Raw genomic sequence first — 17,764 nt, forward strand, 5'->3', positions numbered from 1 at the left:
CCTGCCGCAGATCTGCATATGTGCTTCTGCTTACTCTCATTAGCCGTGGTTAAAAAGAGGTTACAAATATATCAATTAAGGACACATTTGCCGGTTTTTTTAACCGCCCGGTAAAAACGATTCGAAGTGGAGATTAATAGCTGCGGCGAAGCACGACGGCAAAGAAGCCGTCGAGACCGGAAGCAAAGCCGTCGCAAAGCGGCAGCATGTCCGGCGTGGTGCGGAAGGCTCCAAGCGGGGAAATCGCCGTTTCGAGACCTGGCCAATCACCCGCGGCGATCGGCAGCCGCTCGACATTCTCCGTGTCGGCAAGCAGGCGCGCGACCAGATCTTCTCCCTCTTCAGGATCGAGCGAGCAGTTGGAAAACACGACTACGCCGCCCGGTTTGACCAGCGTCAGGGCATGGCGAAGCAGGCGCTCCTGCAGGGCGGCGAGCTTGGCGATATCCTCCGGCCCCTTGGTCCAGAGCACGTCCGGATGGCGGCGCGTCGTTCCTGTCGAGGAGCAGGGAGCATCGAGCAGAGCGGCGTCGAAAAGCTCTTCGGGCTGGTATTTGCTCATATCGGCAACGACGGTTTCGGCCTCGAAGCCTAGGCGTGCCAGATTGCCGGACAGTCTCTTCAGGCGATTGGCGGATTGATCGAGAGCCGTCACCTTGGCGCCGGCGAGAATGAGCTGCGCCGTCTTGCCGCCGGGCGCGGCACAGAGGTCCACGACCCGCTTGCCGGCCAGCGAACCGAAAAGCTTGGCCGGAATGCTGGCGGCAGCATCCTGAACCCACCACTCGCCGTCATCGAAACCCTCCAGCGAGGGAATGGACCCTTCGAACGCGGCAAGCCTCACACTGCCGGTCGGCAGCACCACGCCATTCAGGCGTTTCGCCCAGCCTTCAGGATCGGATTTTACGGTGAGGTCGATAGCCGCCGGCTCGAGCTGCGTGTCGGAGATCTTGAGCGCCGCAGGGTTACCATAAGCAGCTTTCAGGCGGGATAGGAACCAATCCGGCATGGCCGGCACCTTCGCGATCTGCTCGAGAATCTCCTGCTTCTCGCGGCCGATGCGGCGGAGTATGGCGTTGACCAGCTTGGCGAAACGGCGATTGCGAGGATCGCGGTTGGCCTGTTCAACGGCAAGATCGACGGCGGAATGATCCGGCACGTCGAGATAAAGGATCTGCGTCGCACCGACGACGAGCACATGATGCAGCGCTCGGGCGCCTTCCGGCAGCGGAGAATCCAGCAGCGAGGAGATCGCCGCCTCGATGCGCGGCAGATGCCTAAGCGCGCTGTTCAAGATCGCCCGCACCAGCGCACGGTCGCCATCGCTGAGCGTCGTATAGGCGGCGCTGCCGCCTTCGACATCAAGCATGCCGTCGAGCGAGGTCTTGCGGTCGAGCACGGCTCCCAGGATCTTCGACGCAGCCGCGCGGGCCGTAAGGCCCGGCTTCGGCGGAGACGTATCAGGCTGTCGCGTTGGCTGCGGCCGCTTGCCCGATCGTTTTCCGTCTCTGTTGGAAGCGTTGTTTTTCGTGTCAGAACTCAAGACCAGGGACCCTTCGGCGGTTGCGAACCACCGCGACCCGTATTCGGTACGGAGCGCGATTTGCGCCCCGGATTAGCAGTGAAGGACGGTCCCGTCGAGCCAAAGCCGGAAGATGGGCCAGAAGACGGCGTCATCGGCGAGGCGCCACCGCCGCCGTAACGGACCATTTCATGCAGCGCGGCGATGCGGTTTTCCGTGTTCGGGTGGGTGGAAAACAGGTTGTCCATGCGCTCGCCGGAGAGCGGATTGATGATGAACATATGCGCCGTCGCCGGATGGCTTTCGGCCTCTTCGTTCGGAATATGCGCCGCACCGCGGGCGATCTTGCCGAGTGCGGAGGCAAGCCACAACGGATTGCCGCAAATTTCCGCGCCACGGCGGTCGGCGGAATATTCGCGCGTACGGCTGATCGCCATCTGCACCAGCATGGCAGCCAGAGGGGCCACGATCATGGCCACGAGAACGCCCACCATGCCGAGCGGATTGTTGTTGTCACGGCGGCCGCCGAAGAAGAAAGCGAAATTGCCGAGCATGGAAATGGCACCGGCAAGGGTCGCCGTGATCGTCATCGTTAGTGTGTCGCGGTTCTGCACATGGGCAAGCTCATGCGCCATCACGCCGGCCACTTCCTCCGGCGTCAGCGCGTGTAAGAGGCCGGTGGAGGCGGCAACGGCGGCATTTTCCGGATTGCGGCCAGTCGCAAAAGCATTTGGCTGCGGGCTGTCATAGAGATAGACTTTCGGCATCGGCAGGCCGGCATTGCGGGCGAGATCGCGGACGATGCGGTAGAATTCCGGCGCGCTGCGCTCATCCACCTCCTGCGCACCATAGGTTGACAACACCATCCGGTCGGAATTCCAGTAGGAAAAGAAATTCATGCCGGCAGCGACGACAAATGCGATCAGCATGCCCGATTGACCGCCGATCAGATAGCCGACGCCCATGAAGAGCGCGGTCATGAAGGCAAGCAGCATGGCAGTACGCATGAGATTCATCGAGGGGTCTCCAAACACATCTGTCGTCCAAACCTTTTTCTTTGCGGCCGGACACGCCGGAGGCGGATGATTTCAGGTCTCTTCGACCTGAAATCTGAATCCGCTCCGGAATCAAAAAAAGCAGAGCATGATGTTATCCGAAAACCGTTCACACTTTTCGGCATCATGCTCTATGATTTGGCTATTCCTCCGCTTAATTCAACGGTTCCGGACCGATCAGATCATGCAGACAGCCGATAACGACAATAAACTCGACACCGAGGCCGGCGAAATCACGCGCAAGCCGCTCTCACCTGTGGCCAAGCGCGCGCTCGCCGAAGCCGAGGAGCGCCGTAAGGCGCAGGAAGCTCAAGCACAGGCCGAACTTCCCCCCGAAATCGGCGGGCGCGGCGGCGCCGACCCCGCTCGCTTCGGCGACTGGGAAATCAACGGCCGGGCGATCGATTTTTGAGATCTCGCTTGAGTAATTACCGTGCCTGAAGTGGGCCGGCGATTGCAAGAGCGTGGGTCGTTTCTGGCTGAGATAGTGCTACGAAAGTCGGAGCGTCCCTGCCCACCCCCGCCCTTGCAAAATCTAGCACTTAGCCTCCCGGCTAAATGCTGATTTTGCTATACCGCCCGCTGGGGCGGGATAGAGCGAAGGTTCGACTTACGCCGCATCAGCCTTGTTTTGCCTATTGGCAATCAGATCATCAACGACAGCCGGATCAGCGAGCGTTGAGGTATCGCCAAGCGCGCCGAAATCATCCTCGGCAATCTTGCGCAGGATGCGGCGCATGATCTTGCCGGAGCGGGTTTTCGGGAGGCCGGGCGTGAACTGGATCTTGTCCGGCGAGGCGATCGGGCCGATTTCGGCGCGAACATGCTTCACCAGCTCCTGCCGCAGCGCTTCGGTGCCTTCCATCCCGATCATCAGCGTCACATAGCAATAAATGCCCTGGCCTTTGATGGAATGCGGATAGCCGACAACGGCGGCTTCCGACACGTGTTTGTGCGACACCAGCGCTGATTCCACTTCCGCGGTGCCCAGGCGGTGGCCTGAGACATTGAGCACGTCATCGACGCGGCCGGTGATCCAGTAATAGCCGTCCTCGTCACGGCGGCAGCCGTCGCCGGTGAAATACTTGCCCTTGTAGGTGGAGAAGTAGGTCTGGATGAAGCGCTCATGGTCGCCATAGACGGTGCGCATCTGGCCGGGCCAGCTGTCGGCGATGACGAGATTGCCGTCGGCCGCCCCTTTCAGCACATTGCCCTCATTGTCGACCAGCTCAGGCTGCACGCCGAAGAAGGGCAGCGTTGCCGAACCAGCCTTGAGATCGGTTGCGCCCGGAAGCGGCGTGATCATGTGGCCGCCGGTCTCCGTCTGCCACCAGGTATCGACGATCGGGCAGCGGCTGTCGCCGACCACCTTGTAATACCATTCCCAGGCTTCCGGATTGATGGGTTCGCCGACCGTGCCGAGGATGCGCAGGCTAGAGCGCGAGGCGCGCTTGACGAAATGATCGCCGGCGCCCATCAGCGAACGGATCGCCGTCGGCGCGGTGTAGAAGATATTGACCTTGTGCTTGTCGATGACATCCCAGAAACGGCCCTGATCCGGGTAGTTCGGCACGCCTTCGAACATCAGCGAGGTCGCGGCATTCGCAAGCGGCCCGTAGACGATATAGGAATGGCCGGTCACCCAGCCGACATCGGCCGTGCACCAGTAGATATCGCCGGGGTGATAGTCGAATACATATTCATGCGTCATCGCCGCATAGACGAGATAGCCGGCCGTCGTGTGCAGCACGCCCTTCGGCTTGCCCGTCGAGCCGGAGGTGTAGAGAATAAAGAGCGGATCTTCCGCCTTCATCTTCGCCGGCGGGCAATCTGCCTTCACCTTGGCGATTTCCTCATGATACCAGACATCGCGGCCGGGCTCCCAGCCGACCTTGCCGCCGGTGCGGCGCACGGCGATCACCGTCTTGACCGCAACCTGCTGCTTGGCGGCGATCTGAACGGCCTTGTCGGTGTTTTCCTTTAGCGGGATCGACTTGCCGCCACGCACACCTTCATCGCAGGTGATGACGACGCTCGAGGCGCAGTCGACGATGCGGCCGGCAAGCGCTTCCGGCGAGAAGCCGCCGAAGACGACCGAATGCACCGCGCCGATGCGGGCGCAGGCGAGCATCGCATAGGCTGCTTCCGGGATCATCGGCATGTAGATGGTAACGCGGTCGCCCTTCTTGACGCCGTGCTTCTTCAAGACATTCGCCAGCCGGCAAACCTGGTCGTAGAGCTCGTTATAGGTGATCTTCTTGTCGATATAGGGATTGTCGCCTTCCCAGATGAAGGCGACGCGATCGCCATGCTTCTTCAGATGGCGGTCGATGCAATTATAAGAGACGTTGGTGACGCCATCCTCGAACCATTTGATCGAGACCTTGCCGGTGAACGACGTGTTCTTCACCTTGGTGAAGGGCTTGAACCAGTCGATCCGCTTGCCGTGCTTGCCCCAGAACTTGTCGGGATCCTGAACACTCTGCTCATACCATTTCTGGTACTTCGCCTTATCGATCAAAGCATGCGCCTTGGCCGCCTTCGTCACAGGATGAACCTTCTCCGGCATACTTTCCTCCTCAACTCCCTTGCACTCCGATTTGTCGTTGTGAGTGCTCTTTCCGCGCAATAAATAGCAGGTCAAACTACGACAGCAATTGGACAAAGTGCATTTCATGCGCAAAGAATTGCAATTACGCGACACTATCGCTATATAGGGCCGTATTTCCCGGACAATGTGGTGTTACACCCCGGACCGCGACACCGGCGCGGACTGACAGAAGGACTATATCCATGGCTCAACAATTGCTCATGCCGAAGGCAACTGCCATCTGGCTTGTCGACAATACGGCCTTGTCATTCGACCAGATCGCACAGTTCTGCAGGCTGCATCCGCTCGAAGTGAAGGCCATTGCCGATGGCGAAGCAGCGCAGGGCATCAAGGGCCTCGACCCGATCTCGACCGGCCAGTTGACCCGCGATGAAATCGCCCGCGCCGAAGCCAACCCGAACCACAAGCTGAAGCTTTCCGAGCCGAAGGTCCGCGTGCCGGAATCCAAGCGCCGCGGCCCGCGTTACACGCCAGTCTCCAAGCGTCAGGACCGTCCGAACGCCATCTTGTGGCTGGTGCGCAACCATCCGGAACTGAAGGATGCGCAGATTTCCCGCCTGGTCGGCACGACCAAGTCGACCATCGAGCAGATCCGCGACCGCACGCACTGGAACGCAGCCAATCTGACACCGATGGACCCGGTCACGCTCGGCCTCTGCAGCCAGATCGACCTCGACATGGAAGTCGAAAAGGCCTCCAAGGGCCGTCCGCTGCCGACCGCCGCCGAACTCGGCGCTACCCTGCAGCCGGCTCAGGAAACCGAAAAGCTCGGCTTCAGCTATGAGCGTGAAGAAGAGAAGGAAAAGGAAATCGATGCCGACGCCGTTTTCGCTAAGCTGAAGTCGCTGAAGTCGACCAGCCGCGACGACGAAGACGACGACCAGTTCTGAGATCGGACGATCGGATTTTCGTAAAGCCCCGGTTTTCGACCGGGGCTTTTTGCGGTGAAACGGTTGCCATTGGTAAAAGCGCGCTGTAATCCAATATCATGAACAGCTTTCCCGACACCCTTTTGAACGGTTATCGCAACTTCATGAGCGGGCGTTACGTCGATGAGCGCGAACGCTACCGCACTCTCGCCGAGCTCGGCCAAAACCCATCGACCCTCGTGATTGCCTGTAGTGACTCCCGCTCGGCGCCGGAGATCATCTTCGACGCAGGGCCCGGCGAGCTCTTCGTCATCCGTAACGTCGCCAATATGGTGCCGCCCTACGAGCCGGACAGCAATTTCCATGCGACTTCGGCAGCGCTCGAATTCGCGGTTTTGTCGCTGAAAGTGTCGGATATCGTCGTCATGGGTCACGGCCGCTGCGGGGGCATCCGCGCTGCGCTCGACCCCAATGCCGAACCACTGTCGCCGGGTGATTTTATCGGCCGATGGATGGGATTGCTGAAGCCGGCGGCCGAACAGATCCAGAGCAACGACATCATGACGCAGACCGAGCGTCAGACTGCGCTGGAGCGCATTTCGATCCGCAATTCGCTGGACAATCTCCGCAGTTTTCCGGAAATCAGGGCGCGCGAGGAAGAAGGCAAGCTTAATCTGCACGGTGCCTGGTTTGATATTTCGACCGGCGAACTTTGGGTCATGGACGCGGCGACGCGCGATTTCATCCGCCCAGAGATTTAAGGGGCTTGAGATTTAAGGGGCTGGCCGCCTGGCAAGGCGGCAGGTGAATCAAACGAAAAAGGCGCTGCGGACCATCTGGTCGCAGCGCCTTTTTTGATTCATGAGATCAGACTTACTTGCCGTCGATCTGCTGGCCGATATAGGCGATTGCCTGCTGATAGACCTTTGCGTCGTTCCAGCCGGCGATAGCGGAGAAATTCGGCTCGCCGGGCTGGTAACCGGCACCCGGCTGCCAGCCATGGCCGCGCAGGAAATTAGCGGTCGAGGCGAGTGCGTCTGCTCGCGATCCCACAAGATCGACCCTGCCGTTGCCATCTTCATCGACGCCGTAGAGGACCACGTTCTTCGGCATGAACTGCGTCTGGCCGATTTCGCCATGGGCGGCGCCTCGGGCTGATGGGCTGAGATAGCCTTCGCCGACGAGCTTCAGGGCGGCGTAGAGCTGCTCGGTGAAGAATGCGGAACGACGGCAATCATAAGCAAGGGTTGAGACCGCCGAAAGCGTATGCTGGTCGCCCATATAGCTGCCGAAGCCGGTTTCCATGCCCCAGATCGCGATGATCGGGCCTGGGGGAACGCCGAAACGCTTCTCGATCTTGGCAAACAGTGCAGCATTGGCCTGCTTCATGCTCTTGCCACGATTGATGATCGTCTGCCCGCCGCGCTTCTTCATGAATTCCTCGAAGGAAAGCTTGAAGCTCTTCTGGCCGCGGTCGGCGCGGATGGTGGGCTGGTTGTAATGGACGTCGGCGAAGGCTTTGTCGAGGGTGGATGGGCTGACACCCTGGCCCTGCGCTTCCCGCTTGAATTCCTGAACCCAGTTCTCGAATCCGGCGGAAGTGTTACCGCAAGAGGCGGCATTTGCCGCAAGCGGCATTCCCAGCAGCAACCCGCCCGCCACGAGAGCTGCCATTCCAGATTTTGTGAAGCGCATTCAGTGTCCCCGAATTCTTACCGCGATGCGAACGCGGTAACCGTTTTCAATGGCGCGCAAACCCTTGGAAGCCAAGGGATCACGCGCGTTTAGTCGTCACCGGACCATGCCAGCATCCGGCCATCATGTCATCATATTTTAGCGAGTGATATTTTCGTTGCATGTGAAACATCGCCGCCAAAATCATTCAAAAAAGCCCCGCCGTTTATCGAAATGGCGAGGCTTCCATTCTGTCCTGCTTACCCAATGAGGGTTGATAAACCGTAAATTGGTTTACAGATCCTTATGCAGCCTGCTTGCGAGGCTTGATCAGCCCACGGTTGACGAGCAATTCGGCGATCTGAATGGCGTTCAGCGCCGCACCCTTGCGAAGATTGTCAGAGACAACCCAGATGTTGAGGCCGTTTTCGACGGTCGCGTCTTCACGGATGCGCGAAATATAGGTCGCATCTTCGCCGGCGGATTCGTACGGCGTGATGTATCCGCCATTTTCATGCTTGTCGATGACGAGGCAGCCCGGAGCTTCGCGAAGGATGTCACGGGCCTGATCGGCAGTGATCTCGTTCTCGAACTCGATGTTGACCGATTCCGAATGGCCGATGAAGACGGGCACGCGGACAGCCGTGCAGGTGACCTTGATCTTCGGGTCGAGCATCTTCTTGGTTTCGGCCAGTACCTTCCACTCTTCCTTGGTGTAGCCGTCTTCCATGAACACATCGATGTGCGGGATGACGTTGAAGGCGATGCGCTTGGTGAACTTCTTGTTCTCGATCGGATCGGCGACGAAGACGGCGCGGGTCTGGTTGAAGAGCTCATCCATGCCGTCCTTGCCGGCGCCGGAAACCGACTGGTAGGTCGAAACGACGACGCGCTTGATCTTGGCGAAGTCATGCAGCGGCTTCAGGGCGACGACGAGCTGCGCGGTCGAGCAATTCGGGTTGGCGATGATGTTGCGCTTGGTGAACTGCGTGACGGCATCCGGGTTTACTTCCGGAACGATGAGCGGCACGTCGGCGTCGTAGCGCCAGGCGGAGGAATTGTCGATGACGACGCAGCCCTGGGCGCCGATCTTCGGCGATACCCTCTTGGAAACGTCGCCGCCGGCCGACATCAGGCAGATGTCGGTGTCGGAGAAATCGTAATTCTCCAGGTTGGAAACCTTCAGTGTCCGGTCACCGAAGGAGACTTCGGTTCCCTGCGAGCGGGCCGATGCGAGTGCCACGACCTCATCGGCCGGAAAGCCGCGTTCGGCGAGGATATTGAGCATTTCACGGCCGACATTCCCGGTCGCGCCCGCTATTGCAACTTTGAAACCCATTTCTCAAGCTCTCTTTCTCTTCTCTCCTCTTGGGCGAGGGGGGAACCGCGGCCATGACGACCGGTTCCTGTCCCCAGCCGGGCCGGGGAGAGAGCGGCAGGCCAGAGACGTCAGACGGTTTTCGTCGTCGTTTTGGCCTTGGTTTTGGAAGAAACCGGAAAATAGACATCCCGCCCGGCACATTGCGCCAGGTGACTGAAGCTATCGAGCTGTTCGAAGCGAACCATGGAAGTCTTCCTTTTCCGTCGCCGGTTCTAAGATGTTTTCCACAGGAGTCAAGGATTTCCTCGCTTGCATCGTTGCCGGAGCGAGGAAATCGGAGGCGTCGAAACCGGCCTTCGACCTATCGTGTTCGAAGGCGTGTCGCTTCGATGTCAGCGGTTGGACTGGCGGGTGGTTTCAAACAGGAACCAAGTGCGGCGCTCGGTCTCGTCAATCCAGTTTTCGAGAAGGCTGGCTGTGGCGACATCGCCATATTCGTCGCAAACGTCGTGAACGGCACGCATTTCGGCGGAAAGCTTCAGATTATCGTCCGCCAGCTCGGCGAGCATATCCTGCGGATCTACATATTCGGCATCATTGTCTGGGATGCGCTGCAGCTTGGCGATCTGGCCGATCGATCGCAAGGTGGTTCCGCCGATCTTCCGGGCGCGCTCGGCCATCGGGTCAGTCATTGCAAAAATCTGCTCGCCCTGTTCGTCGAGAAGCAGATGATAGTCGCGGAAATGCGGTCCGCTCATGTGCCAGTGAAAATTCTTGGTCTTCAGATAGAGGGCAAAGACATCCGCCAGCAGGGCGGACAGCGCTGCGGAAATATCGCGTGTCGCGTCTTCGCTGAGATTGGTGCGAGTGCCCAATTTCGACTTGGTATTGGCGCTATTCATAAAGACGTCCTCCGTTTGTTGTTCACGACAGCGATCGCCGGCGGATCTTAGGGGAGTTCGATGACATTAGCTGCTGCGTGGGATCACATTGAAGACAGGATTGCTTTGAAACCTCACGGCCGAGCTGTCGCTTCGTGGCATGGTCAACTGCGATGCTTAGGCGGAAAACCCGAACGGCTTTACTAAATAGGAAAATGAGATGGTTTGGCAATTGCTTGGCTAATGTATCGGCGCGGCGTGCCATCCTGCCGCGCCGCCGATACCGCCTCTTCTCGGAGGCGGCATGGGGATTAGCGGCTACTTCAGGCCGCCGCCGACATAGATGGTTTCGCCTGTCACCCAGCCGGCATCCTGCGAAGCGAGGAAGACGGCAACCGGTGCGATATCCGTCGGCTGGCCGAGACGGCCGAGAGGCGTCTGGGAGACGAGATGCTTCTCAAAATCGCTGCCGATGATGCCTGCTGCAACGACCCCTTCGGTTTCGACGCCGCCCGGTGCCAGATTGTTGACGCGGATATTGCGTGGACCGAGTTCCTTGGCGAGGATCTTTGTAATGGAATCAACAGCGGCCTTGGTCGCCGTATAGACGGAAGCAGTCGCCAGGTTCATGCTGACGGCGTTGGAGCCGATATTGATCACATTGCCGCCCTCGGGGCTAAAGTGCTTCACGGCTTCCTGCGTGGCCAGCAACGTGCCAAGTACGTTGATATTGAACTGGCGATGGAATTCCTGCTCGGTGAATTCCTCGATCGGAGCGAATTGGTAGACGCCGGCATTGTTGACGAGGATATCGACGCGGCCGAAGGCCTGTTTCGTTTCTGCAAAGAGGCGCTTGACGTCTTCTGATTTGGAAACGTCGCCATGGACGGCGAGCGCCTTGCCGCCCTTGGCGGTGATTTCCGCAACCACCCTGTCGGCGCCTTCGCGGCTCGAGGCGTAGTTGACGACAACTGCCGCACCCGCTTCGCCCATTGCCTTGGCGATGCCGGCACCGATGCCCTTGGATGCTCCGGTCACGATCGCGACCTTGCCTGCCAGTTTGCTCATGTTATTTTCCTTCGAAAAACTTAGACAGTTTTACAATCATCGAATCATTTGGCGCATGCGACTCGAAAACCGATCGCACCGTCACTTTGATATTTAGATAATCATCTAATTGATACAAGAGCCGCGGCAAGAAATGCTGATGGCGTGAGGTGGAATCGTCAGATCTTGGAAAGCTCCGCCATATAGGCGTTCAGCATATCGCGGCGCAGCACGAGGTTGGCGAACTTTCCTTCGCGTTGGATCTCGATGAGACCGGCATTCTCGAGTTCCTTGATGTGATGCGACATCGTTGCGGCGCTGACGGCATGGCACTCGTTCAGAACGCTGCAGGGCATGGGCTCGCTCCGTGTGCCGATCTCCTTCAGGATCTGCACGCGTCGCGGCTCGGCAAGTGCCCGGGAGATCAATCCCATCTGCCTTTCGCTTAAATGTATTGGCCCGGCATCCATGGTGTTCATCGCAAACGGAAACAAAATCGGGTTGACCGGCTTCGATCATCCCCATCTTGCCAGATATATGAATGCGCGAGCGGCTTGGCAACCTTGGCGATGCCGCCGCGGCGGGCTCAGGAACCGGTCTGGCGGAGCCTGCTGCTTTTGAAGAACGGCAAGCGCGGCGTCGGCCAACCGGCGGCGTCTATACGGAAGAGCAGCCCGTAGCGTGAATAGACGATGGCTATCATGAAGGAAAACCAGCCGCCAAGCGCCAGGCCGGCCATGACATCGCTTGGATAATGCGCGCCGACCATGACACGGGTAATCGCCAGCCATAGGGCGCAAGCAGCGAAGATATAGCGATAGCGCGGAAACAGGAAGGCAAGCGCCACGAACAGGGCGCCGATGGTGGTCGCATGGCCGGAGGGGAAGCTTTCGAAGCTGGCACGGCCATTAAAAGGCGAGAAGCCAAAAGGCCCCCAATCGGCAAAATGCGTCGGGCGGGCGCGGCCGATGGCGCGCTTCAGCAAATTGGCGAGGATGCCTGAAAGCGCCACGGTCGTCAGGAGATAACCGCCGATCTGACAGATGCGCAGTGCTTGGCAGCGACAGCGCTGCGAATGCAGCAGCTTGCTGCCTGCCCAACCTTCGAAAAACAGGAAGGCGCTGATGAGAAGGATCCATCCGGAATCGCCGAAATCGGTCAGCATTCCACCGACGAAGCGGATGGCGGGCGATAGGCTTTTAAGGGTGGCGCCGACAGGCCCATCGAACAGGAGAGCGGAAAGAAGGACAATATTGGCTGTCACAAAAAGGCAGAGTTTCCAATGGGATGGTGCAAAAGCTGCATCGCTTCGCCGCCAACGCCTGTCGAGAGACGTCAAGATCGCCTGCATAATCAGTGCCTATGTCGATTTCCAATCGGTCCGACAGATAGCAGGGTGTTGTTACAGTTTTTCTAGTGACCGGGCCGGCGCGGCGGTCTCGAGCCGAGACGCGCCCATCCCGTTCACAAGAAAAGCCCCGTTCCTTGCAGAATGGGGCTTCGTGTTTCACGTGAAATATATCAGGCGATGTCTGCCGGAGATTATGCCGACAGAGCCTTGAATTCGGCAAGGATGGCGTCACCCATTTCGGTGGTGCCAACCTGGCGGCTGCCTGGCGACATGATGTCGCCGGTACGAATGCCGCTGTCGAGCACGTTGGCGATCGCCTTTTCCAGCGCATCGGCTTCGGCAACCAGGCCGAAAGAATAGCGCAGGCACATGGCGAAGGAGGCGATCATGGCGATCGGGTTGGCAATGCCCTTGCCGGCGATATCGGGGGCCGAGCCATGTACGGGTTCATAGAGTGCCTTGCGCTTGCCGGTCTTGGCATCGGGCGCGCCGAGCGAAGCCGACGGCAGCATGCCGAGCGAACCGGTCAGCATGGCAGCGACGTCGGACAGCATGTCGCCGAAGAGGTTGTCGGTGACGATGACGTCGAACTGCTTCGGTTGGCGCACGAGCTGCATGCCGCCGGCATCGGCCAGCATATGCTCGAGCTGCACGTCCGAATATTTTTCCTTGTGCGTCGCGGTGACGACCTGGTTCCAGAGCACGCCCGATTTCATGACGTTGCGCTTTTCCATCGAGCAGACGCGGTTGCTACGGGTGCGTGCCAGTTCAAAGGCGACGCCGGCGATGCGCTCGATCTCGTAGGTGTCGTAGACCTGCGTATCGATGCCGCGCTTCTGGCCGTTGCCGAGGTCGATGATTTCCTTCGGCTCGCCGAAATAGACGCCGCCGGTGAGCTCGCGCACGATGAGGATGTCGAGACCTTCGACCAGCTCCGGCTTCAGCGAAGAAGCGGATGCCAGTGCCGGATAGCAGATGGCCGGGCGCAGGTTGGCGAACAGCTGCAGATCCTTGCGCAGGCGCAGCAGGCCGGCTTCCGGACGTACTTCATAGGGAACGCTATCCCACTTCGGGCCGCCGACGGCGCCGAAGAGCACGGCGTCAGCCGCCATTGCCTTTGCCATGTCGGCATCGGAGATCGCCGCGCCATGCGCATCATAGGCGCTGCCGCCGACAAGGCCTTCGTCGGTGACGAAGCCGGCGTTCTTGGCCTCGTTCATGTAAGCGATGATCTTGCGAACTTCGCCCATGGCCTCGGGGCCGATGCCGTCGCCCGGCAGGAGGAAAAGATTGCGCACTGTCATGGGAAAGCCTCCGCGAAAGAAAAAGTTGCGGGGTTTTTAGACCTGCAAATGCGGCTTTTCAAGCGAGGAAGAGGCCGAAACGGTACGGTTTTCGGGCTTTTGAGACCAGACACCCGCCCTTGAAGCACGAGGGCGGGTGGTTTGCGTTGCTTACCCTTACTCAGCCAGCCCGAGCGAAGCGAGATAGGCTGATGATGCCGGGATCTTCGACTTGTCCTTGATCTCGATGATCAGACGCGGATTGCTGTTAAGCTTGGCAAGGGCGGCAAAGACGGCGCGCCAGTGGATGTTGCCTTCGCCGAGGCTCCAGTGGCGGTCGGCATAGCCGTCGGCGTCCTGCAGGTGGACATGCTGCAGGCGGTTGCCGGCGGCATGGACGTAGTAGTCAACAGGAGGAGCGCCCGTATAGCCATGGGCGTAATGGGCGTGACCGGTGTCGATCGAAACGGCGACGGCGGGCGAATTGAAGCTGTCGGCGAGGCCGACGCGGATATGAGGATCCTTGTCCTCGATGTTCTCGATGACCATGGTGAGCCCGATGTCTTCGGCGCGCTTGACCGCTTCTTTCAGCGTCAGATGCGTGTATTCGATGATCTTTTCGCGCTCGCCCTTGTTGTTGTCGAGGTTGTTGTAGGACCACGACGTATAGGGGCTATGGATGACCATCTGCGTGGCGCCGATATTGGCACAGACGTCGAGCGCCTGCAGCAGGCGCTTGGTGACGACGGCGCGGACGTCCGGGTCCTGCGAGGCGATGATGAAGCCCCAAAACGGACCGTGGATGCCGAGACGACCCTGATGGCCGTCGAGCAGCTTGCGGGCGCGCTCGGCCAGCGGAGCCCAGTCGCCGTTCAGGATTTCGGCTTCGACAAAGCTCTGCAGCTCTAGATCGCGCGGCTTTTCGAGCAGCCAGTTGCGATGGATTTCGACGTCGTCAAGCGTCATGGCGGCGCCGACAATAGGAAGGGAAGTCATGAAGGGGCTCCATTGCGTGGAGAAAATTTAAGGGTGGGAGAGACGGCCCGAAGGATCTCGGCGGTCTGTATGGACCCCCTTCTTGTCGATCATATTACAGCGGGTGGGAAAGATGATGCCTGATCAGCTTTCCGGGACTTGCGGTCTCCGCTCTCCTGGGCTGTGATAATTGCGGGATAGTCCCCTCTCCCTGCGCGCGGGGAGAGGGAGTCTCGGCACAAAAAAGCCGGGCGCAAGGCCCGGCTTCGAAACATGCGATAAAGGAAAGACCGATCAGGCGGCCCAGGGACGCGATGCGGCGTTCGTCTTTTCGAAATCGCTGATCGCAGAGGATTTTTCCAGCGTCAGGCCGATATCGTCGAGGCCGTTCAGCAGGCAGTGGCGCTTGAATTCGTCAAGTTCGAATTTCAGCGAGCCGCCGTCCGGGCCAGTGATCTCGAGGTTTTCGAGATCAACCGTCAGAATGGCGTTGGAGCCGCGCGAGGCGTCGTCCATCAGCTTGTCGAGCTCTTCCTGGCTGACCTTGATCGGCAGGATGCCGTTCTTGAAGCAGTTGTTGTAGAAGATGTCAGCGAAGCTGGTCGAAATAACGCAGCGGATGCCGAAATCGAGAAGCGCCCAAGGAGCATGTTCACGCGAGGAGCCGCAGCCGAAATTGTCGCCGGCGACGAGGATCTTGGCGTTCTGATAGGCCGGCTTGTTCAGCACGAAATCCGGGTTCGGAGAACCGTCTTCATTGTAGCGGGCTTCAGCGAAGAGCCCCTTGCCGAGACCCGTGCGCTTGATGGTCTTCAGATAATCCTTCGGGATGATCATGTCGGTATCGACATTGACGACCGGGAGGGGTGCTGCGACACCGGTCAACTTCACGAACTTGTCCATGGGGTCCTGCCTTCATTCTCGTCTAAGCACGAATTATCCTGCCAATAGAGCAAATCCGGCCCGAAATGAAGGAGAATCTTGGAAATGCCCTAAAATGCAGCGCCTTGGTCGCCCTGCCCTTCATGGCGCCACCTCAATCAGACACGCCGGCGGGCGGAAAGACCGCCCTGCTCTGCCCTGCTTTCAATCTCAGAGATCGATGATGGTGCCGCGACCGTCGTTCCAGATGCGCATTTCGCGCTGGCCGTTCGTCTTCGCCTTGGCGTGCACCGGGGCCGGTTTCATGCGCAGCGAAATCGCGCGGGCTGCCATCAGCACGGTGAGGATAGCGCCGACGGCGAGCGTGACCGAAACGGTAAACAACGCCATGGCCGCAAACACGGTGATACCGGCAAGCGCGATGAACAGGGAACGGATATTCTGCATGGTCGAGACCTCTCTACATCAAGCAATGTGGCCCTCATCACTGTCATCTGCAAGAGGAGCATGGCTTTTTGTTGACTTGCCTGCCGATTAAAAGCGCGGCAAAACGGCACAATGAGCCAATCTGCGAGCCAAAACCCCTCGTCCCGTCCCGCCCGTCTGCGCCGCTCGGTCTTGAGCGTTCCCGCGATCAACCGACGCGCGCTGGACAAGCTTTCGAGCCTCGAATGCGACGCGGTCATCTTCGATCTCGAGGATTCGGTTTCGCCGGAAAAGAAGGCCGAGGCGCGGGAGAATCTCCGGGCCTTCTTTTCGGCCTCGCCGCTGCCGGGCAAGGAGCGGATCATCCGCATCAATGCGCTTTCCTCCAATTTCGGCGCCGATGACCTGGCGCTGGTTACGGAGCTGGAGCCGGATGCGGTGTTGCTGCCGAAGGTGGATGAGCCGCAGGACGTGACCGCTGTCAGTGACCGGCTTGCGGAAGCCGATGCACCGGAAGACTTGCGTATCTGGGCGATGATCGAGACGCCGCGCGGCATCCTGAATGCGGCCGCGATCGCCGAGGCCGGGCGCACGGCAGGAAGCCGGCTCGATTGTTTCGTCGTCGGTCTCAACGATCTCAGGAAGGAAACGGGTGTCCCGCCCCAGCCCGGTCGCCCCTATCTCGTGCCCTGGCTGATGCAGGTGATATTGGCCGTCAGTGCTTACGGCCTTGAGGCGATCGACAGCGTCTTCAACGATTTCAGGAATGCCGACGAATTCGAGGCAGAATGCGACCAAGGGGTTGCTATGGGCTTTGCCGGCAAGATGCTGATCCATCCGAGCCAGATCGAGGCAGCCAACCGGCATTTCGGTCCGGCTGAGACCGCCATCGCCGAGGCCGAAGCCATTATCGCTGCCTTTGCCGCACCGGAGGCCGCCACTCTCAATGTCGTGAACCTTGGCGGGCGGATGGTGGAGCGGCTGCACCTTGTCCAGGCGGAGAGACTCGTCCATAAAGCTCGTCTGATCGCGCAGCGTTCTTCGGGCGCCGCTGCAACGCCCCGCACCGATGGCTGATTGCCAAATACAAGAAAGATGCTTTGATGAAACTCTACCGTTTCCTCACCGGCCCCGACGACGCTTCCTTCTGCCACAAGGTGAGCGCGGCGCTGAACAAGGGCTGGGAGCTATACGGTTCGCCGACCTATGGCTTCAATTCTGCAAGCGGGCGGATGGAATGCGGCCAGGCCGTCGTCAAGGACGTGGTCGGCAAGGATTACGATCCGGAGATGAAGCTTTCGGAGCAGTAAGCGCCGGCTGAAATTCTTCATTCCCCCGGCCGTCTTGCGGTCGGGGTTTGTATCAGCGATCCGTCGCTTCTTCGGCGCTCGCCTCGATGCGCTCCATATCCTCGTCGCTCAGGCCGAAATGGTGGCCGATCTCGTGGATCAGGACATGGGTGATGATGTCGCCGAGGGTTTCCTCGTTTTCAGCCCAATAGTCGATGATCGGCCGGCGATAGAGGCGGATCTTGTTGGGCATATCGCCGGTCTGGGCGGTAAAGCGCTCCGAGATGCCGCGACCTTCGAAAAGGCCGAGCAGGTCGAAGGGTGTTTCCAGCGCCATATCCTCGAACACTTCGTCATCCGGGAAATCCTCGATGAGAATGACGAGGTTGCCGGTGAGCGAGCGAAATTCTTCCGGCAGGTGGCTGTAAGCCTCCATTGCCAGGGATTCGAATGTGCTGATGGAGGGAGAATGGCGATCCCGCCAATCTTCGCTCTGGTCAACGCGAGCCATGAATATTCCTTCCTTGGCTGGTCATATAGAGACTTTGCGCTGCTTTTACGAGAGCGGAATAGAGCGT

At 59.4% G+C, this 17,764-nt stretch carries 19 protein-coding genes; 5 read left to right on the top strand and 14 right to left on the bottom strand.

What is annotated here, in order from left to right:
- Nucleotides 1-133: 133 nt before the first annotated feature.
- Nucleotides 134-1,543 carry an RsmB/NOP family class I SAM-dependent RNA methyltransferase gene (locus AC13QE_RS25860; protein ID WP_488485840.1) on the bottom strand — a complete coding sequence of 470 codons (1,410 nt, stop codon included), beginning with the start codon at nt 1,541-1,543 and terminating at the stop codon, nt 134-136.
- Entirely contained in the window at nt 1,540-2,538 is a 999-nt protein-coding gene (gene htpX / locus AC13QE_RS25865; RefSeq protein ID WP_488485841.1) for a zinc metalloprotease HtpX, read from the bottom strand. The genes AC13QE_RS25860 and htpX overlap by 4 nt, the downstream gene beginning before the upstream one ends.
- 223 nt (nt 2,539-2,761) lie before the next feature.
- Between htpX and AC13QE_RS25870 the strand changes: the two genes are divergently transcribed.
- Nucleotides 2,762-2,989 carry a DUF1674 domain-containing protein gene (locus AC13QE_RS25870; RefSeq protein WP_488485842.1) on the top strand — a complete coding sequence of 76 codons (228 nt, stop codon included), beginning with the start codon at nt 2,762-2,764 and terminating at the stop codon, nt 2,987-2,989.
- 198 nt (nt 2,990-3,187) lie between these two features.
- Here AC13QE_RS25870 and acs read toward each other — a convergent pair whose 3' ends face one another.
- The gene (acs, locus tag AC13QE_RS25875; protein ID WP_488485843.1) at nt 3,188-5,146 is read right to left on the bottom strand and encodes an acetate--CoA ligase; all 1,959 of its coding nucleotides are present in this window, start codon (nt 5,144-5,146) and stop codon (nt 3,188-3,190) included.
- Between the two features lie 224 nt (nt 5,147-5,370).
- On the opposite strand from acs, the gene AC13QE_RS25880 reads away from it, so the two are divergent.
- Together AC13QE_RS25880 and AC13QE_RS25885 are read left to right on the top strand one after the other, a co-directional pair.
- Complete coding sequence (locus tag AC13QE_RS25880; RefSeq protein WP_488485844.1) at nt 5,371-6,078, top strand: DUF1013 domain-containing protein; 708 nt, start codon at nt 5,371-5,373, stop codon at nt 6,076-6,078.
- Nucleotides 6,079-6,176: 98 nt separating this feature from the next.
- A complete protein-coding gene (locus tag AC13QE_RS25885) occupies nt 6,177-6,818 on the top strand; it encodes a carbonic anhydrase (RefSeq protein ID WP_488485845.1) in 642 nt (213 codons plus the stop codon).
- Nucleotides 6,819-6,930: 112 nt separating this feature from the next.
- Here AC13QE_RS25885 and AC13QE_RS25890 read toward each other — a convergent pair whose 3' ends face one another.
- The 10 genes from AC13QE_RS25890 to AC13QE_RS25935 form a co-directional block, all read right to left on the bottom strand.
- Entirely contained in the window at nt 6,931-7,752 is an 822-nt protein-coding gene (locus tag AC13QE_RS25890; protein WP_488485846.1) for a lytic murein transglycosylase, read from the bottom strand.
- A 283-nt stretch (nt 7,753-8,035) separates the two neighbouring features.
- The gene (locus AC13QE_RS25895) at nt 8,036-9,070 is read right to left on the bottom strand and encodes an aspartate-semialdehyde dehydrogenase (protein ID WP_488485847.1); all 1,035 of its coding nucleotides are present in this window, start codon (nt 9,068-9,070) and stop codon (nt 8,036-8,038) included.
- Nucleotides 9,071-9,444: 374 nt separating this feature from the next.
- Nucleotides 9,445-9,954, bottom strand: coding sequence for a Dps family protein (locus AC13QE_RS25900; protein WP_488485848.1), 510 nt, complete (start codon nt 9,952-9,954; stop codon nt 9,445-9,447).
- Nucleotides 9,955-10,251: 297 nt separating this feature from the next.
- A complete protein-coding gene (locus AC13QE_RS25905) occupies nt 10,252-11,001 on the bottom strand; it encodes an SDR family NAD(P)-dependent oxidoreductase (protein WP_132719688.1) in 750 nt (249 codons plus the stop codon).
- A 158-nt stretch (nt 11,002-11,159) separates the two neighbouring features.
- A complete protein-coding gene (locus AC13QE_RS25910; protein WP_488485849.1) occupies nt 11,160-11,414 on the bottom strand; it encodes a winged helix-turn-helix domain-containing protein in 255 nt (84 codons plus the stop codon).
- Between the two features lie 152 nt (nt 11,415-11,566).
- A complete protein-coding gene (gene lpxE, locus AC13QE_RS25915) occupies nt 11,567-12,331 on the bottom strand; it encodes a lipid A 1-phosphatase LpxE (protein ID WP_488485850.1) in 765 nt (254 codons plus the stop codon).
- A 191-nt stretch (nt 12,332-12,522) separates the two neighbouring features.
- Nucleotides 12,523-13,635, bottom strand: coding sequence for a 3-isopropylmalate dehydrogenase (leuB, locus tag AC13QE_RS25920; RefSeq protein WP_488485851.1), 1,113 nt, complete (start codon nt 13,633-13,635; stop codon nt 12,523-12,525).
- A 156-nt stretch (nt 13,636-13,791) separates the two neighbouring features.
- Nucleotides 13,792-14,610 (bottom strand): sugar phosphate isomerase/epimerase family protein, encoded by an 819-nt coding sequence (locus AC13QE_RS25925; RefSeq protein WP_488485852.1) that lies wholly within the window; start codon nt 14,608-14,610, stop codon nt 13,792-13,794.
- Nucleotides 14,611-14,883: 273 nt separating this feature from the next.
- Nucleotides 14,884-15,492, bottom strand: coding sequence for a 3-isopropylmalate dehydratase small subunit (leuD, locus tag AC13QE_RS25930; protein WP_015341746.1), 609 nt, complete (start codon nt 15,490-15,492; stop codon nt 14,884-14,886).
- Nucleotides 15,493-15,681: 189 nt separating this feature from the next.
- A complete protein-coding gene (locus tag AC13QE_RS25935; protein WP_041677743.1) occupies nt 15,682-15,918 on the bottom strand; it encodes a hypothetical protein in 237 nt (78 codons plus the stop codon).
- A gap of 111 nt (nt 15,919-16,029) precedes the next feature.
- Here AC13QE_RS25935 and AC13QE_RS25940 point away from each other — a divergent pair, with 111 nt between their 5' ends.
- Nucleotides 16,030-16,974 carry an HpcH/HpaI aldolase/citrate lyase family protein gene (locus tag AC13QE_RS25940; protein WP_488485853.1) on the top strand — a complete coding sequence of 315 codons (945 nt, stop codon included), beginning with the start codon at nt 16,030-16,032 and terminating at the stop codon, nt 16,972-16,974.
- A 26-nt stretch (nt 16,975-17,000) separates the two neighbouring features.
- Complete coding sequence (locus tag AC13QE_RS25945; RefSeq protein WP_488485854.1) at nt 17,001-17,207, top strand: DUF1737 domain-containing protein; 207 nt, start codon at nt 17,001-17,003, stop codon at nt 17,205-17,207.
- A 52-nt stretch (nt 17,208-17,259) separates the two neighbouring features.
- Here AC13QE_RS25945 and AC13QE_RS25950 read toward each other — a convergent pair whose 3' ends face one another.
- Nucleotides 17,260-17,697, bottom strand: coding sequence for a metallopeptidase family protein (locus tag AC13QE_RS25950; RefSeq protein WP_488485855.1), 438 nt, complete (start codon nt 17,695-17,697; stop codon nt 17,260-17,262).
- Between the last annotated feature and the right edge of the window lie 67 nt (nt 17,698-17,764).

The sequence above is a fragment of the Martinezella sp. CNPSo 3957 genome (genome assembly GCF_057784395.1).

Bases quoted from the DNA above. Each gene is read 5' to 3' on its own strand.
- htpX (WP_488485841.1), bottom strand. From the start codon at position 2,538: ATGAATCTCATGCGTACTGCCATGCTGCTTGCCTTCATGACCGCGCTC.
- AC13QE_RS25870 (WP_488485842.1), top strand. From the start codon at position 2,762: ATGCAGACAGCCGATAACGACAATAAACTCGACACCGAGGCCGGCGAA.
- acs (WP_488485843.1), bottom strand. From the start codon at position 5,146: ATGCCGGAGAAGGTTCATCCTGTGACGAAGGCGGCCAAGGCGCATGCT.
- AC13QE_RS25880 (WP_488485844.1), top strand. From the start codon at position 5,371: ATGGCTCAACAATTGCTCATGCCGAAGGCAACTGCCATCTGGCTTGTC.
- AC13QE_RS25885 (WP_488485845.1), top strand. From the start codon at position 6,177: ATGAACAGCTTTCCCGACACCCTTTTGAACGGTTATCGCAACTTCATG.
- AC13QE_RS25890 (WP_488485846.1), bottom strand. From the start codon at position 7,752: ATGCGCTTCACAAAATCTGGAATGGCAGCTCTCGTGGCGGGCGGGTTG.
- AC13QE_RS25895 (WP_488485847.1), bottom strand. From the start codon at position 9,070: ATGGGTTTCAAAGTTGCAATAGCGGGCGCGACCGGGAATGTCGGCCGT.
- AC13QE_RS25900 (WP_488485848.1), bottom strand. From the start codon at position 9,954: ATGAATAGCGCCAATACCAAGTCGAAATTGGGCACTCGCACCAATCTC.
- AC13QE_RS25905 (WP_132719688.1), bottom strand. From the start codon at position 11,001: ATGAGCAAACTGGCAGGCAAGGTCGCGATCGTGACCGGAGCATCCAAG.
- AC13QE_RS25910 (WP_488485849.1), bottom strand. From the start codon at position 11,414: ATGGGATTGATCTCCCGGGCACTTGCCGAGCCGCGACGCGTGCAGATC.
- lpxE (WP_488485850.1), bottom strand. From the start codon at position 12,331: ATGCAGGCGATCTTGACGTCTCTCGACAGGCGTTGGCGGCGAAGCGAT.
- leuB (WP_488485851.1), bottom strand. From the start codon at position 13,635: ATGACAGTGCGCAATCTTTTCCTCCTGCCGGGCGACGGCATCGGCCCC.
- AC13QE_RS25925 (WP_488485852.1), bottom strand. From the start codon at position 14,610: ATGACTTCCCTTCCTATTGTCGGCGCCGCCATGACGCTTGACGACGTC.
- leuD (WP_015341746.1), bottom strand. From the start codon at position 15,492: ATGGACAAGTTCGTGAAGTTGACCGGTGTCGCAGCACCCCTCCCGGTC.
- AC13QE_RS25935 (WP_041677743.1), bottom strand. From the start codon at position 15,918: ATGCAGAATATCCGTTCCCTGTTCATCGCGCTTGCCGGTATCACCGTG.
- AC13QE_RS25940 (WP_488485853.1), top strand. From the start codon at position 16,030: ATGAGCCAATCTGCGAGCCAAAACCCCTCGTCCCGTCCCGCCCGTCTG.
- AC13QE_RS25945 (WP_488485854.1), top strand. From the start codon at position 17,001: ATGAAACTCTACCGTTTCCTCACCGGCCCCGACGACGCTTCCTTCTGC.
- AC13QE_RS25950 (WP_488485855.1), bottom strand. From the start codon at position 17,697: ATGGCTCGCGTTGACCAGAGCGAAGATTGGCGGGATCGCCATTCTCCC.